This window comes from Flagellimonas flava, assembly GCF_900129665.1.
Lineage (GTDB): Bacteria > Bacteroidota > Bacteroidia > Flavobacteriales > Flavobacteriaceae > Flagellimonas > Flagellimonas flava.
This window is the reverse complement of the sequence record NZ_FQWL01000005.1, coordinates 1-15,019: the sequence shown is the minus strand read 5'-3', so window position 1 is coordinate 15,019 and position 15,019 is coordinate 1. Positions and strand designations below refer to the sequence as shown.

Annotated in this window: 14 protein-coding genes and 1 tRNA gene; 4 read left to right on the top strand and 11 right to left on the bottom strand. The window is 43.5% G+C overall.

What is annotated here, in order from left to right; genetic code table 11:
• Positions 1-5: 5 nt before the first annotated feature.
• The 9 genes from BUC10_RS13815 to folE form a co-directional block, all read right to left on the bottom strand.
• On the bottom strand, positions 6-524 hold the full coding sequence (locus BUC10_RS13815; RefSeq protein ID WP_073180712.1) for a GNAT family N-acetyltransferase: 519 nt from the start codon (positions 522-524) through the stop codon (positions 6-8).
• A complete protein-coding gene (locus BUC10_RS13810; RefSeq protein ID WP_073180710.1) occupies positions 521-1,060 on the bottom strand; it encodes a DinB family protein in 540 nt (179 codons plus the stop codon). The genes BUC10_RS13815 and BUC10_RS13810 overlap by 4 nt, the downstream gene beginning before the upstream one ends.
• A 1-nt stretch (position 1,061) precedes the next feature.
• Positions 1,062-2,312: an ATP-binding cassette domain-containing protein gene (locus BUC10_RS13805; protein ID WP_073180708.1), complete on the bottom strand. Its 1,251-nt coding sequence runs from the start codon at positions 2,310-2,312 to the stop codon at positions 1,062-1,064.
• A gap of 28 nt (positions 2,313-2,340) precedes the next feature.
• Complete coding sequence (locus BUC10_RS13800) at positions 2,341-2,865, bottom strand: GNAT family N-acetyltransferase (protein WP_073180706.1); 525 nt, start codon at positions 2,863-2,865, stop codon at positions 2,341-2,343.
• The gene (locus BUC10_RS13795; RefSeq protein ID WP_073180704.1) at positions 2,866-3,348 is read right to left on the bottom strand and encodes a DUF192 domain-containing protein; all 483 of its coding nucleotides are present in this window, start codon (positions 3,346-3,348) and stop codon (positions 2,866-2,868) included.
• 11 nt (positions 3,349-3,359) lie between these two features.
• Positions 3,360-4,295 (bottom strand): prolipoprotein diacylglyceryl transferase, encoded by a 936-nt coding sequence (lgt, locus tag BUC10_RS13790; protein ID WP_073180702.1) that lies wholly within the window; start codon positions 4,293-4,295, stop codon positions 3,360-3,362.
• A gap of 129 nt (positions 4,296-4,424) precedes the next feature.
• Positions 4,425-4,652 (bottom strand): membrane protein insertion efficiency factor YidD, encoded by a 228-nt coding sequence (gene yidD, locus BUC10_RS13785; RefSeq protein ID WP_073180700.1) that lies wholly within the window; start codon positions 4,650-4,652, stop codon positions 4,425-4,427.
• A 23-nt stretch (positions 4,653-4,675) separates the two neighbouring features.
• Positions 4,676-6,157 carry a cysteine--tRNA ligase gene (gene cysS / locus BUC10_RS13780; protein WP_073180698.1) on the bottom strand — a complete coding sequence of 494 codons (1,482 nt, stop codon included), beginning with the start codon at positions 6,155-6,157 and terminating at the stop codon, positions 4,676-4,678.
• A 14-nt stretch (positions 6,158-6,171) separates the two neighbouring features.
• A complete protein-coding gene (folE, locus tag BUC10_RS13775; RefSeq protein ID WP_073181033.1) occupies positions 6,172-6,852 on the bottom strand; it encodes a GTP cyclohydrolase I FolE in 681 nt (226 codons plus the stop codon).
• Positions 6,853-6,987: 135 nt separating this feature from the next.
• On the opposite strand from folE, the gene BUC10_RS13770 reads away from it, so the two are divergent.
• Positions 6,988-8,793, top strand: a complete 1,806-nt coding sequence (locus BUC10_RS13770) for a T9SS type B sorting domain-containing protein (RefSeq protein WP_073180696.1) — start codon at positions 6,988-6,990, stop codon at positions 8,791-8,793.
• A gap of 115 nt (positions 8,794-8,908) precedes the next feature.
• Complete coding sequence (locus tag BUC10_RS13765) at positions 8,909-10,360, top strand: T9SS type B sorting domain-containing protein (protein ID WP_073180694.1); 1,452 nt, start codon at positions 8,909-8,911, stop codon at positions 10,358-10,360.
• A 47-nt stretch (positions 10,361-10,407) separates the two neighbouring features.
• On the opposite strand, the gene BUC10_RS13760 is transcribed toward BUC10_RS13765, so the two are convergent.
• Both BUC10_RS13760 and BUC10_RS17775 read right to left on the bottom strand, forming a co-directional pair.
• On the bottom strand, positions 10,408-11,907 hold the full coding sequence (locus BUC10_RS13760; RefSeq protein ID WP_073180692.1) for an OmpP1/FadL family transporter: 1,500 nt from the start codon (positions 11,905-11,907) through the stop codon (positions 10,408-10,410).
• A 38-nt stretch (positions 11,908-11,945) separates the two neighbouring features.
• Positions 11,946-13,277 carry a hypothetical protein gene (locus BUC10_RS17775; RefSeq protein WP_131819084.1) on the bottom strand — a complete coding sequence of 444 codons (1,332 nt, stop codon included), beginning with the start codon at positions 13,275-13,277 and terminating at the stop codon, positions 11,946-11,948.
• A gap of 95 nt (positions 13,278-13,372) precedes the next feature.
• Between BUC10_RS17775 and proS the strand changes: the two genes are divergently transcribed.
• Both proS and BUC10_RS13745 read left to right on the top strand, forming a co-directional pair.
• Positions 13,373-14,848: a proline--tRNA ligase gene (gene proS, locus BUC10_RS13750; protein ID WP_073180688.1), complete on the top strand. Its 1,476-nt coding sequence runs from the start codon at positions 13,373-13,375 to the stop codon at positions 14,846-14,848.
• 78 nt (positions 14,849-14,926) lie between these two features.
• Positions 14,927-14,998, top strand: a tRNA-Glu gene (locus BUC10_RS13745).
• Positions 14,999-15,019 lie beyond the last annotated feature (21 nt).

Here is a 15,019-nt window from a genome sequence, read left to right as displayed (position 1 = left end):
TAAAGTTAATACAAATTCTTGGCCATGGCCAGAAACTCAAAATGTTCTTTTCCAATCTGAAAATCATGATCGCCCAAAATGTTGAACCCATTTTTTTCGTAAAACCGTATGGCCCTGGCATTTTCTTTCAGTACCGAAAGCCAAATGTTTTTAATGCCTTTTTTCACCGCATGTTCCAGTATGGCATTTTGTAATGGCAGGCCCACTTTGTGGGAAAGAAAGTCCTTCAGCACGTATATTTTTTGCAACTGGCATATGGAATCGGACTGAAGAAATGGGGTAGGGGAATCCAATTTTAGTTTGGAATAGCCTACCGGAAGTTGATCAATATAGGCCAACCAAAACAAGTTGTTGGACTTTTTAAGGCTGTCTTGAAGCTTGGGCACATTGAAGGTTTGATTTAGGTATGTTTCCAAATCAGACCTATCCCGAAAATAGTGTCCAAACGTTTCCGTAAAAGTGAACCTGGCCAAAAGGGCGATATGCGCAGCATCTTCATGAGTTGCCTGTTTGAGTTGGATCATACGGGATGGTCATTTAGATTCTTCTGGATTTGCTTTTCGTGGTGGTTAACATGGTAGATGGTAAAATAAAGAATTTCCCGTAAAGAGAGTTTCCCCATTGCCGGATGAAAAATAGAGTGGGTGTCCAAGGTTTCCTCTTCAAAATGTTGTAGTCCTTTATTTAGGAGGGATATGGTTCGATTTAGCTCTTCGAGTTTAGTGGACTTGTTTTCTGCAGATATAGGATGGGGTACAAAACGTTCCGGTAAGACAAAATCCTTGAGTTTCTGTAAGACCAATAGATAATCATCTACAAGTTGCGGATAGCTCCGACTTGGTTTTTCCGAGAGTCCAAATTTGGATTCAAGTACTTCCAAGGGAGAATGGAATGCTTTGGCTACCGGAACAACGGATTTTAGAATATGGTCCAATTGCTGTCCTGCTGTCCATTTTGTTCCAGGTCTTCGAATAAAATCTTCATCCGACAATGCATTTAGAGTTGTGGTAAAGGTCTGATGATTCTCTACCAGTAGGCGCATTATTTCTTGTTTCTTCATGTTACATTGTTTTGACAACGCCTTTTGACCCACTTTCTGTCATAATAAGTTCAAAAACATACTTTGGTTTTAACTGGGGTTCCTTCCGATGCGAAACAAAAACAATGGCTGTGTCGCTTTCTTGGGCTATTTTGTTCACCAACGAAATGAACAGTAAGGCATTGATGTCGTCAAGGCCAGCGGTGGGTTCGTCCAATATAAGTAAGGGCGGATGCTTCACCATGGCCCTAGCGGTCATGACCAATCGCCTTTCTCCTTGGGAAAGCTCAAAGAACTGGGCATTCGCTTTGGCTTTTAATCCCAACAGGTCGATCCATTGGTTTGCCACTCTTTTTTCTTGATCCGAGGGTTGGATATAGAGTCCTACCGAATCATGGAAACCAGAAACGACCATGTTTTCAACACTATGGTAACCTCTAAACTTATCCGTCATGGAGGGTGTGAAATAGCCAATTTTTCTTTTGTGGTCCCAAACACTCTCCCCACTTCCCTTTTTTTGGCCAAAGAGGGTCAAATCTTGCCCGTACCCTTTATGGTTGTCCCCTGTAATCATGGATAGCAACGTAGTCTTACCACTTCCGTTGGGGCCCACCAGTTGCCAAAATTCCCCCTGTTTGATCTCCCAATCAATTTGATCTAAAACCTGGCGACCATCAAAACTTACAGAAACACCTTTGAACGAGACTAGGTTATTTAACCTAAGCGAACCATTTACAAGGGGAGGCGGGATGGAACCCTGAAAAGGGTTGTTATCCAAAGCATGCGCTTCCCTGAATTCTTTGGCACTGGTATATGCCTTTAAACAGATATTGGATAAGCTAAAAAAATCAGAAGTGATGGGCAAAATATCTTCCAATCTACTTACCACCTGTACCAGTGAAGTTGATTCCGAAATGGAAGTAAGCTGCTTCCTTAGTTGTTCCTGGGTGGCGATATCCAAATTATCGAAGGGATTGACAAGGACTAAAAAATCTGGTTGTTGGGACATTAAATGAGCAAGCAGGGCTTTCTTTTGTTCCCCGCTGCTCATGGATTTGAGGGATTGGGAGGTATTCTTGGTCAACACTTTGATATCGTGCCGTTCCTCTTCGTCCATATACCGATTGATCTCGGAACGGGAGAACAGTAACCCATTTTTTGAAGTTAATGCTTCAAACCCTTCGATGGGATGACCCTTTAAAAGGTTTTTGACCAACTTTTGGGTGCTAGCATTGTTCGGGGCCAGGATGGCATAGTTTTTTGGCTGTCTCATACCGGAATTAGGTCCATCAAATTAGAAATTATCCGCGATTTACCCTAAAGATATGGACGGGATTGTCCTTATAGCTTGTGGTTTTGTCCAAATACATCCCATTTTTTTTGGCAACCTTTTGGGACGGGATGTTGTCCACGTGAATTATGGAGATCAGGGAAGAGCTCCAATTGTTTTTAAAAGCTTCTTTTTTACACTTGTCCGCTGCCTCAAAAGCAAAACCTTTTAGCCAAAATTTAGGGAGTACTGAATATCCGATTTCCAATTCTTTTATACCGTCCACCTCTTGAACCAAAAGCCCACAAATACCAACAAGTTCATTCGTGGATTTAAGGACCAGAGCATTCATGCCGCCAAGACCTTGCTCATAGCGTTCAAAAATACGGTCGAATTGCTGTTGGCAGGCTTCAGCCGGATCGGCGGGAAGTCCATCCCAAAATTGCGTGGATTTGGGGTTGTCGAAAAATGGCAACCAGATGTCAAAATCAGAACTTTGCACCTTACGGAAACTCAGGCGTTCCGTTTCATGCCCGTCCAAAAGATAATTTGCCATTTAATCTCTGTTAAAGGAAACAACATCTCCCACTTGCAAACTCCATTGGTCTGATAATCCCGCTTTAACTTCAAGGACATATTTTGCGGGAACCTGGGAGGAAAGGCCAGTTTCATCAAAGGGTCTGGCATTTTTTTGAAAGCTGGCAATTTTAAGATTTTCATCGATATAGATGATATCCAGAGGAATTTCTGTGTTCTTCATGTAAAACGAATGCATAGTGACATCAGGAAAAATAAACAACATCCCTTGTCTGTCCTCCATTTCATTGCGGTACATTAAGCCGGTTTGCGTTTCATAGTCGGTTTCGGCAATTTCAATATCCAATTGCACCAAACTATCTCCGTCACGAGTGATTTCAAGCTCCCCTTCCTTGGTGAAGCTGATGACCTCTGTTTTGATTTCACGTTTTCCCTCCGTTTTGCAGTTGACTAGGAAAAGTACACCAGCACCAACCATTAAGACCTTTATGATGTTCCGCATTGTGAGATGATTTATGCTTTATTCTTTGAAGGTTTGAACATAAAGTAAAGTCCGATCAAAATCATGGGTATACTCAACCACTGGCCGGTGGTCATTAGGCCCCAAGACTCTTCAAACCCACCTTGGCTCTTTTTGAAAAACTCTACAATAAATCGAATGGTCCAAAGACATATCATGAATACCCCGAACAGAAACCCTGTTTTGTTTTTCTTGTCGGTTTTCCAATACAGGAAATAGAGCAGTACAAAAACTAGGGCGTAGGCCACTGCTTCATATAGTTGAGCAGGATGTCGGTATGGAATGGCCTCCAAAATTTCAGCATATTGTGGATTGTTTTCCAGCGCCTTATAGGCTGCACTGGCCGTTTTTTCCTGGGTCAATGACATCGCTTTGTAAGCGGGCATGTCATCAGAATCCCTAACAAATTTGGTGGCCAGGGCAAACGATTGGTCCACCACTTTACCATTGATTTCTGAGTTAAAGAAGTTGCCCAAGCGTACAAAACATGCGCCTATGGCCGAGGGGACCACCATGCGATCCAGCAGCCACAACATATTAATGTCCTTCCACTTTCTGCAATACAGCCAAACCCCAATAATTGCGGCTATAGTAGCACCATGACTCGCTAAGCCAGCAAAACCGGTAAACTTAAATTCCGGTACCGTACTGATTGGCAATAAAATAGACAGGGGGTCCTCCCAAAAAAGTTCACTTTGGTAAAACAATACATGTCCCAGCCGTGCGCCCAGCATTATGGAAACAATGCCGTAAATAAAAAGTGAATCCACCTGTTGCATGGTTTTTTTCTCGCTCAGGAAGATGCGCTTAATAATGTACCAACCAGCGACAAAGGCGGCTATCCAAAGCAGGTTGTAATATTTTAATTGGATAAAGCCAAGTTGAAGTAAAGTGTCATCTGGATTCCATGTAAAGCCTAGGAAATACATATGGTAAAATTTTGGACTAAGATACTTAAAGAAGTTAGACCGCTGCGCTTTTGAATGTTAGATTTGGGATAAAAAAGGTGATTTAAATTTCGCAAAACCATTCTCCTTGAATCTTATTCTCAAACTTCTTCAGGGGACAGGGTCATAACCCTTACCACCCCATGGATGACAGCTAAAAATTCGCTTGATGGATAACCATCCTCCCTTAAAGAGTCCATGCTTTTTAAGCGCTTCCAAGGTATAAGCGGAGCAAGTGGGAGAGTAGCGGCACGTAGCCGGTGTTAAAGGGGAAATAAGCAGTTGATAGAGTCGGACCAGCAACACAAAAGGGGCGATAATAATTTTTTTGATAGTCATTCCCCAGAAAATAAGGTCAGGTTTTAATTTATACTAAAGGTGGTTCCCTCTTTACCATCCTTGAGCTGAATGCCAAGGGCGTTAAGTTCGTCACGAATCTTATCCGACGTTGCAAAATCCTTATTGGCTCTGGCTTCGTTTCGCAATTTTATCAAAAGTTCCACTACCCCTCCTAGGGCATTGGTGTCTTCCCCAACGGATTTTTGATTTTCCAATCCAAGAATATCAAAAACAAAACTGTTCATAGTTTGTTGAAGCAGTGCTTTATCCTCCTCAGTAATGGTTTCTTTCCCTTCCTTGATTAGGTTTATGCGTTTCACGGCATCAAACAAATGAGAAATAAGAATAGGAGTGTTGAAATCATCGTTCATGGCATCATAGCACTTTTGCTTCCATGCCTTGACATCAAAATTGGAGGTATTGGTCGTTTTCAACTTTTCCAGATTCTCCAGACCATCCATGAGTCGGTTGTATCCCTTTTCAGAGGCTAAAAGGGCATCATCACTTAAATCCAAGATGCTGGTGTAATGGGCCTGCATCATAAAAAATCGAACTACTGAGGGCGAATACGCTTTGCTAAGGATATCATTTTCTCCACTGAAAATTTCAAATGGATAGATGTTATTCCCAGTGGACTTCGACATTTTTTTGCCATTAAGGGTAAGCATATTGGCATGCAACCAATATTTTACCGGGGATTTTCCGTTGCTCGCTTCGGCTTGGGCAATTTCGCATTCATGGTGGGGAAATTTCAAATCCATTCCTCCCCCGTGAATATCGAAGGTTTCACCCAAATATTTGGTGCTCATGGCCGTGCACTCCAAATGCCAGCCAGGGAATCCATCACCCCATGGGGAAGGCCAACGCATAATGTGCTGGGGCTCTGCCTTCTTCCAGAGCGCAAAATCCTGAGGGTTTTTCTTTTCGCTTTGGGCAGTAAGTTCACGGGTGTTGGCAATCATGTCTTCCAACTTACGCCCGCTTAACTTGCCATATTCATTGCTCTCATTGAACTTTATCACATCAAAATAGACGGAACCATTGATTTCATAGGCATAACCTTTCTCAATGATTTCCTTAATGATTTCTATTTGTTCAATGATATGTCCTGTGGCCGTGGGCTCAATACTTGGAGGTAAAAAGTTGAATTTCTGCAAGGTATTATGAAAGTCGACCGTATAGCGCTGAACCACCTCCATAGGTTCTATCTGCTCCAATTTGGCTTTCTTGGCGATTTTATCCTCACCTTCATCTGCATCGTTTTCCAAGTGACCGGCATCGGTGATATTACGGACATAGCGCACTTTATAGCCCAAATGCTTGAAGTACCGGAAGATCATATCAAAAGACATAAAAGTACGGCAATTGCCCAGGTGCACATTACTGTAGACCGTAGGCCCACAGACATACATGCCTATATGTCCTTCGTTGATGGGTTCAAAAACTTCTTTTTTTCCTGTAAGTGAATTGTGAACTCTTAAGTGCTGGTCTTTATACAGTTGCATTGATGAAATAAGCGTTAAAAGTCGGTATCGAGGTTGATGTAGTCCAAAAATTCCCTTCTTACCGCCTCGTCCTTAAATTTTCCACCGTATTCAGCGGTAACGGTGCTGCTTTCGATGTCGCGGATTCCCCTGGAATTCACGCAAAGGTGCTTGGCATCGATAACACAGGCCACATCATCTGTTCCCAAGACTTTTTGAAGCTCTTTCACAATTTGAATATTCATGCGCTCCTGTACTTGAGGACGTTTGGCAAAATAGTCCACGATACGGTTCATCTTGGAAAGGCCAACGACAGTTCCGTTGGAAATGTAGGCTATATGGGCCCTGCCGATGATGGGCAATAAATGATGTTCACAAGTAGAATAGACCACAATGTTCTTTTCCACAAGCATTTCACCATACTTGTACTTGTTTTTGAAGGTGGATGACTTAGGTTTTCTATCTGGGTGCAATCCTCCAAAAATCTCATTGACATACATTTTTGCCACCCGTTTTGGAGTCCCTTTCAAGCTGTCATCATCCAAATCCAGACCTAGTGTCAACATAATTTCATGGACACTTTTTTGGATTCTCTCAATCTTTTCATCGTCACTCAATACAAAGGCATCTTCCCTTATTGGTGTTTCGGTTGAAGAACCCACATGGTCATTCCCTCTTTCTTCATACTGTTCTTCCAGTGCCTGCTCTAGTTTCATTTGCTTTTTCTTCAAGACAGCAAAGATATACATTAATGCCCTATTTAACATCTGGTAGCAGGGGTTTGACAACATAAATTATTGTTAAGGCAATGAGCATTTTATTTTTATGGTGCCCAAAATCTATGGCTATTTATGTGGAAAACGGCTATTAAGCTATTAGCGATTGTTTTTTTCGGTCAAATTACCTCTGCGCAGGTCATTCCAGACTGTGGCAGCGCAGTGCCCATTTGTAGCAACACCCCCATCAATGGAGGGACCAATGGATATGGTTCGGATGACTTCAACGGGGCAAGTTCCAGCGGTTGTTTGGAGCGGACTACATCTGGAAGTATAGAATCCAATTCGGCATGGTACCATTTTAGAACTTCAGCTGCCGGTCAACTGGGGTTTAATATAGGACATGACAGCTCCGAAGATTGGGATTATGCGTTGTACCAGACCAGCAATTGTTCGGTTTTGGGAGACCCTATCCGATGTAATTTTTTCGACAATAGTGATGGTAAGAGCTTTATAGGGGTTGGAGAAGACCCGACCGGGGATACTGATTCTGTGCATTATGAAGACTGGCTTCAAGTCAATCCAGGGGAGGATTACTATCTCTTTATCAATAATTTTAGCAATGTAAATTCCGGATTTTCCATTCAGTTCACAGGAGATATCTGGAGCACCAATCCTACAGATGCGTTGGATTGTAGCATTGTAAACAATCTATTGGGATCACCAATAGCGGCCTGTGATGGGGATGTTGTGGCGTTGGATGCCACAACGGCGGGGGCCATTTCCTATGAATGGTATACGGATACCGGAAGCGGCTTCACCTTAATCGGAGGCGCCGTTGGTCCAATTCTAAGTGTTTCTGGAAGTGCAACCTATCGAGTGGTGGTGGCAACATCTTCAGGTTCAGTGGTAAGTGATGTACTGGCCGTTTTCAGTCCAATTCCAACGACTTCACCAATAGGTGATGAGGTGTTTTGTCATACTACGGGAATGGTTTTTGACCTATCACTAAAAGATGCTGAGGCAATGGGGGCACAGGACCCCAATGAGGTAAGGGTAAGTTATCACACTTCTCTGTCCGATGCCAATTTGGGAACCCATCCAATGGATAAACAATATGCAAAAACAGTCGGACAAGAAACCGTTTATGTGCGAACAACTTCGTTAATCAGCCCAGATTGTTTTGATACCTCCGAAAGTTTTATACTTGATGCCGTAGCAACTCCGGAGCTAAGCTTTCCGGATAGTTTTACCATTTGTGAGGATACTACAGGATATGAGATTGGAGAAACCATGCCGAACCCAAGCTATACCTATGTCTGGAGTACTGGTGAAACGAGTCCAAGCATTAGTGTTACTGAGGCAGGGACCTATACTTTAACAGTTACCAATTCGTCAAACGGTGTCAATTGTATTATGGACAGAACGGTCAGTGTAGCTGTTTCTAGCACCCCAGTAATCTCTGTAGATGTTGAGTTTGAAAATTTGAGCCCAACCAATAGAGTGACGATTGACAACGAGGTCGATGGGGAGTTCGAATATCGTATCGATGACGGACCTTATCAAACTTCCCCTGTTTTTAATGAAGTATTGCCCGGCTCGCATACCGTCACGGCCAGAGATATTTATGGCTGCGGGGAAGTGGTAGAAAACTTTGTGGTAGTAGGATTTTCGCCCATATTTTCACCTAATGGTGATGTCCTCAATGAAACCTGGCATGTAGATGGTCTTTCGGTACTGGACTCTCCTATTGTTACCATTTACGATCGCTATGGAAAGTTGCTCTGGCAAATGACAGAATTTAGCCCTGGTTGGGATGGTAGTTTTAATGGAATGCCGCTTCCTTCAACGGATTATTGGTTTAAGTTGTCCTATTTGGATGATACTGGAAACCGAATCTATGCCAAGTATTTACAAAGCCATTTTTCGCTTAGGAGATAGTCAAGAATGCATTTTATCGATTAAGTGTATAATTTTTGGGTTGAAACATACTAAATCGTCAGTTTTGGGAGTTATAGAGGGTATTATAGAATAACCCGTTTAGCCCCAAAATTCTATGAGAGCTCTATTATGCGCTATCTGTTGTGTTCTTTCGTTCCATTTAGCGAATTCACAAAACTCCCCAGATTGTAGAACGGCCATTCCTGTTTGTGCCGATATGCCCATTACTTCCGCCACCGATGGAAGTGGGGATATAGATGATTTTGATCCCGAAGTCATAACCCAATCCGGATGTTTGGAAAAAGGCAGTGTGGCCTCTGCCAATATAGAGAACAACACGTCTTGGTATGTTTTTAGGGCTGGAACAGACGGACAGATAGGTTTTGATATCGAAGCCCAACCCGTAACCCCGGGTGGATTGGTTACTTCCGAACTGGATTTTGCACTTTATGGCCCTTTTGACCAAACATCAGGTCAAAATTTCTGCACTCTTGTCGGAAATGGTTCTGCACAGCCCATACGTTGCAACTATGAGGTAAATGATACAAATTTCACCGGTATTGGGGTGAATCCCGTTGATGGAAGGGTGGGGGCGCCCTTTGTTGTGGGAAGCCAGAATACCTATGATGAATACATTGATGTCATCGCGGGGGAAATCTATTATTTGTTCATCAACAATTACAACACCAATTTTGACGGCGATCCGGAACCCTTTACCTTAACGTTCACGGGCTCTTCTGTGGACGATGATCAAAACACCGCCTTGGATTGTACCTTACGTGATGAGTTTTTAGGATTGGACATTATTGCCTGTGAAGGGGATCCCGATATTGTGTTGAGTGCATTGAATTCACCGGCCGGGCCCAATATTGCCAATATTACTTGGGAATTGGATGCAGATGATGATGGGACCTATGAAACCACTTTGGCCACTGGGGCCGGACAAACAGAATGGACTGTCACAAGTCCCAATTCAGGACGCTATAGAGTGACCATTGAAACCACCTTTGCGACCATAATTCAAGACGATATTCTCATCACCTTTTACGCAACTCCAACACCTGCAGACATTGATATTGTAGTCGTGGATGATTTCGTAAATAGTGATCAAACAGACCCTTATAACGTGGAGTTTGTTCCTATCGGAAATGGCAATTATGAATATTCGCTAAACGGAGAGGAGTTTCAGACAGACCCTGTATTCATGGATGTGCCTCCAGGGATCAATTCAGTGGTGGTCAACGATGTAAATGGTTGTGGAACCTCTGAGCCAATAGAATTTCTGGTGGTGGGTTATCCCAAGTTTTTTACTCCAAATGCCGACAATAGACATGACTTTTGGAACGTATACGGTGTAGAGGAACTATCCAATCCAAGAATTTATATTTTCGACCGTTATGGAAAGCTTATCAAAGAATTCCCAACAAACACTCTGGGTTGGGATGGCACTTTCAACGGACGGGATATGCCTTCTTCGGATTATTGGTTTCGACTTGACTATGATCGAGATAATGCCGGGGTAGTAGTGGCACGTTCCATAAGGCGTCACTTTTCACTGGTACGTTAACAAAAAAAGCCGGAATAGTTTCCGGCCTTTGATTGTTTATTTTCAACTTAGAATTTTAGGGTATACCCAAGGGTAACATTGGTATTGATTCTGTTGATCATGGCCGTGCTGTTCAGGCCTGCATCAAATAGCGCCTCGCTTACATCTTGGTCTGTTCTACTTACTCCAAGGTCTAAACGACTCCCACCAAAATTATAGCCAATCCCACCGGAATATGCTGTTAGATCCCCAATGGTATTCCCATTTTCATAGGGACTTTGCTCAAAACGGTATCCGGCACGAAGGCTTACTTGATCTATTCGGTATTCACCACCAACCCTGTAGGAGTTAACTACCCCCAGCGTGTTGGCGATTACATCATTTTCTTCGGAGAAATTTGGGTCTGAAGTTGGCCTAAGCTCAGCTTGGGACATATCCTGATAGCCATAATCGAAGCTCAAAAGACCATCCTTGCCAAATACAACAGCAACACTTCCCGTAAGTTTTGAAGGGGTCTTGATACGGTACTCTTCAAAAAAGTTGATAATGCCAAAATCGATGAAATTGATATCGGACACTGCCAAGGACGAATTGATCCGTTGTGAGATGTCATCGGTTAGTTCATACCAAGTAGGGGATTGGTAGCTTCCACCCACCCTAATGTTCTCGTTTAATTTGGCAATGCCTCCCACACTAAACGAAAAACCGTATCCTTCGGTGCGCAACAAATTGTCAAAGGTGGTAAACTGAACAGGTGAATCGGTATCGTAGCCTGATTCGTCCAGAAGGGTCAAACGGTCATATAGAATATTGTGAAAGTTCAGCGAGGCGCCCAAATACAAGTTTTCCTGATACTGACCTGCAAAGTTCAAGGTGAACTTGCTATTATAGCCAGTTGTGCGTTGCAAATACTCTTGGTTGACACTACTATATGCAGCATTTGAAAAATAGGCGGTATTGGCATCATCGTCCACATCGGGTTCAATAATTCCGGCCTGGAAGCCAAGAAAAGCCTGTTGTGCACCAAAACCGAGGCTCGAGCCAATATCCAGATAGGCGTCCTCTATAAACTCACCATCTTGAACTCTCAGTGGGCCTAGGGCTTGCCCTTGGGCAAAATTGAGAAAATAATTATCGATACCCTGGGTTGTATTGCCCACTGCTACAAACTCGTTATCAAAATTCTGTACCATATCGTAGTTGAAGGCCAGGGCAATCTTTTTCCAAGGACTGTCCGAGGATTCAAATACGAATACCCCGCCCACTTGGTTGAGCTCAACAGAATTCAGATTAGAATTCCGAACACTGTTTCCAAACAAAACTTCGTTGTCCCGATTGTAATTCGAACCTGAAATGGTAAACTGGCTGTGATTGAATACAGCAGAACCGGCTGGGTTGACGTTCAGGGAAGAAAAATCCCCTCCCAAGGCACCAAATGCACCTCCCATCGCTTGAAATCTTGCAGTTCCCAAGGTGTTTTCAGTGCTGTAACGGACCACATCATTTATGTTTTGCGACGTCGCATATGTGCATGACAATATCATGATGAAAGCTATGACTCTTTTCATTTCTTTGATTTAGTTTTTACAATAAATTGATTTGGAATTTAGTGTCTTCCCCTGCTTCTGGTTCCGGATGACCTAGATGCTCCAGAAGACCTCCCGCCACCTGAGCTTCTGTAGCTTCCGCTGCTTCGCGAACTTCTGCTCGGTGCACTTCGGTAGCTCCGCGAACTGCTGGATCTGCTACCGGAACTTCGGTAACTCCTGCTTGGGGAACTACTTCTGTATGTTCCTGAACTCCTTCGACTACTGGAAGATCTACTATAATTACTTGTTCTTGGAGCAGTCCTTCCGGAAGATTGATAGCTTCTTGAGCTTCTTCCCTGTGTTCTGTATCCCGTAGAGCCCCTATTTACGGTTCCACTACGGTAGGTTCCCCTAGACCTGTTTGAAGGCGAAGTGCCATAAGAACGATAGGTTCTTGAACTTCTGTTATAGTTAGGAGAAGTTCGGGTACTTCTGCTGGTTCTATAACCTCTATTGCGAGCTACGGCATCGCCATTGGACCTTCTTGCCGTTGTTCCGCTTCTGTAGGTTCTGGAGCTTCTGCCCGCATAACCATTTCGGGAAACATTTGAGCGTCCAGAATTGTATCTATATCTTGAGGCATAGCCGCTTCGTCTCGAAGACAGATTTGACCTTCCTCTTAAAGTCGTTCCAGGAATAAAGCTATTGTTGTACCCTCTTCTGCTTCTATTAAAGGCATATCCTCGGCCATAATATCCTCTACCGTAGAAGGGTCTGCCCCAACGGTTACCATAGAATCCACCCCAGCCAAATCCCACACCGGCGTAACCCCAGTATGGGTTGCCCCATCCATAACCTCCCCATCCGAAGCCACCCCAGCCCCAGCGGTTCCATCTCCACGGGTTGTTCCAACCCCAGCCCCAACCGTATCCGCCCCAGCCCCAGCCGTTCCATAGCCATGGATCGTTCCAGCCCCAGCCACCCCAGGCCCAACTGTTGTCGTAAACGTTAATGGAGAGATTGGTGGGATTGTCACCCCAACCAGGATTTCCTCTATAAGTATTGTTATTTGCGAAATAGTCTGTTTGCGCCCCTAAAGGAATACTATCATTCTGTACATCGCTGCTGTAGCTATCCACATCCGTAAAAATCTCACCATCCAGGATTTCATCATATTCCTTGGATTGTTGATCGAAGTATTCTCTATAGATGTCGTTTTCCAAGTTTTGGTTTCTAACACCTTCGGGAGATTGCTTCTCCACACGTACAACGCGATTGTTGTTGGAGTAGATCCCGTCATCATCATAATACGAAGACTGCTGATACGTACCACAAGAGACCAGTAATAGGGTGGTCAATAGCGATGCGGCAAGCATTTGGATTTTAGGGCGGGGTAAAGACTTTTTCATCGTACAATTTTTATTGTTGAACATACTAAAAATAGTTAGTTTTACCGAACTATTTTTCAAGATAAAGTCACAAGTTTTGTGCCAAACTACTGTAGATGGGTAAAAATTTAACGAGTCGAAGCGAGGATTATTCCAAATGGTATAATGAACTTGTAGTAAAAGCGGATTTAGCTGAGAATTCTGGGGTAAGAGGATGTATGGTAATCAAACCCTATGGGTTTGCCATCTGGGAAAAAATGCAATCCCAACTAGATAAAATGTTCAAGGAAACCGGGCATGAAAACGCATATTTTCCGCTATTCATTCCAAAATCGTATCTGAGCAAGGAGGCGAGCCATGTGGAAGGCTTTGCCAAAGAATGTGCTGTAGTCACCCACTATCGTCTTAAAAATGCAGAGGATGGAAGCGGAATTGTAGTGGATGAGGATGCTAAATTGGAGGAAGAACTTATAGTACGTCCCACTTCGGAGACCATTATATGGGACACCTATAGAAAATGGATTCAATCTTATAGGGACCTGCCCTTGTTGGTGAATCAATGGGCCAACGTGGTGCGTTGGGAAATGCGTACTCGACTTTTTCTTCGCACTGCGGAGTTTTTATGGCAAGAGGGTCATACTGCCCATGCTACAAGGCAAGAGGCACTTGACGAGGCTGAACAAATGATGCATGTTTATGCCGATTTTGCGGAAAATTATATGGGAGTCCCTGTGATTAAGGGGACCAAAACGGAAAGTGAACGCTTTGCCGGGGCAGAGGAGACTTATTGTATTGAGGCTTTGATGCAGGATGGGAAAGCACTTCAGGCTGGAACGTCGCACTTTTTGGGACAAAATTTTGCCAAGGCATTTGATGTGAAGTTTGCCAATAGGGAAGGAAAGCAAGAATATGTCTGGGCTACTTCTTGGGGAGTCTCAACACGACTTATGGGAGCTTTGGTAATGACCCATAGCGATGACAATGGATTGGTACTCCCTCCAAATCTAGCACCTATCCAAGTAGTAATCGTACCTATTTATAAAGGTTTGGAGCAATTGGATGCAATTTCGGAAAAAGTGGAGCCACTTGTGAAGGAGTTAAGGGCCAAAGGTATCTCGGTGAAATTTGATAAAAGGGATACTCACAAGCCTGGCTTCAAGTTCAACGAATATGAACTGAAAGGGGTTCCCGTTCGTTTGGCCATTGGTCAACGCGATTTGGAAAATGGCACCTATGAGGTGGCCAGGAGGGATACCCTGGAAAAGGAATCGGTCAAAGCTGAGGATGTTGTGGGTAGGGTTGCAGGACTTATGGAGGAAATCCAAAAAAATATATTCCAAAAAGCGCTTGATTTTAGAGCTGAGCGTATCACCGAGGTAGATAGCTATGAAGAGTTTAAAAAGGTGATTGAGGAGAAAGGTGGATTTGTATCTGCCCATTGGGACGGCACTATGGCCACAGAGGACAAGATTAAAGAAGAGACAAAAGCCACCATAAGGTGCATTCCTCTTAATGCCAAAAAGGAAGAAGGGAGCTGCATGGTAACTGGAAATCCATCAGCACAAAGGGTGTTGTTTGCCAAGGCTTACTAAAGCGGGCAAAAAATAAAATTTACTGTTGCAAGACTTAAAAATAGTTGTATTTTTGCATCCGCAATTATGCGAGCTTATGGCCCGTTCGTCTAGGGGTTAGGACGCCAGGTTTTCATCCTGGTAACAGGGGTTCGATTCCCCTACGGGCTACTAAAGTAAAAAGTAAGGAGC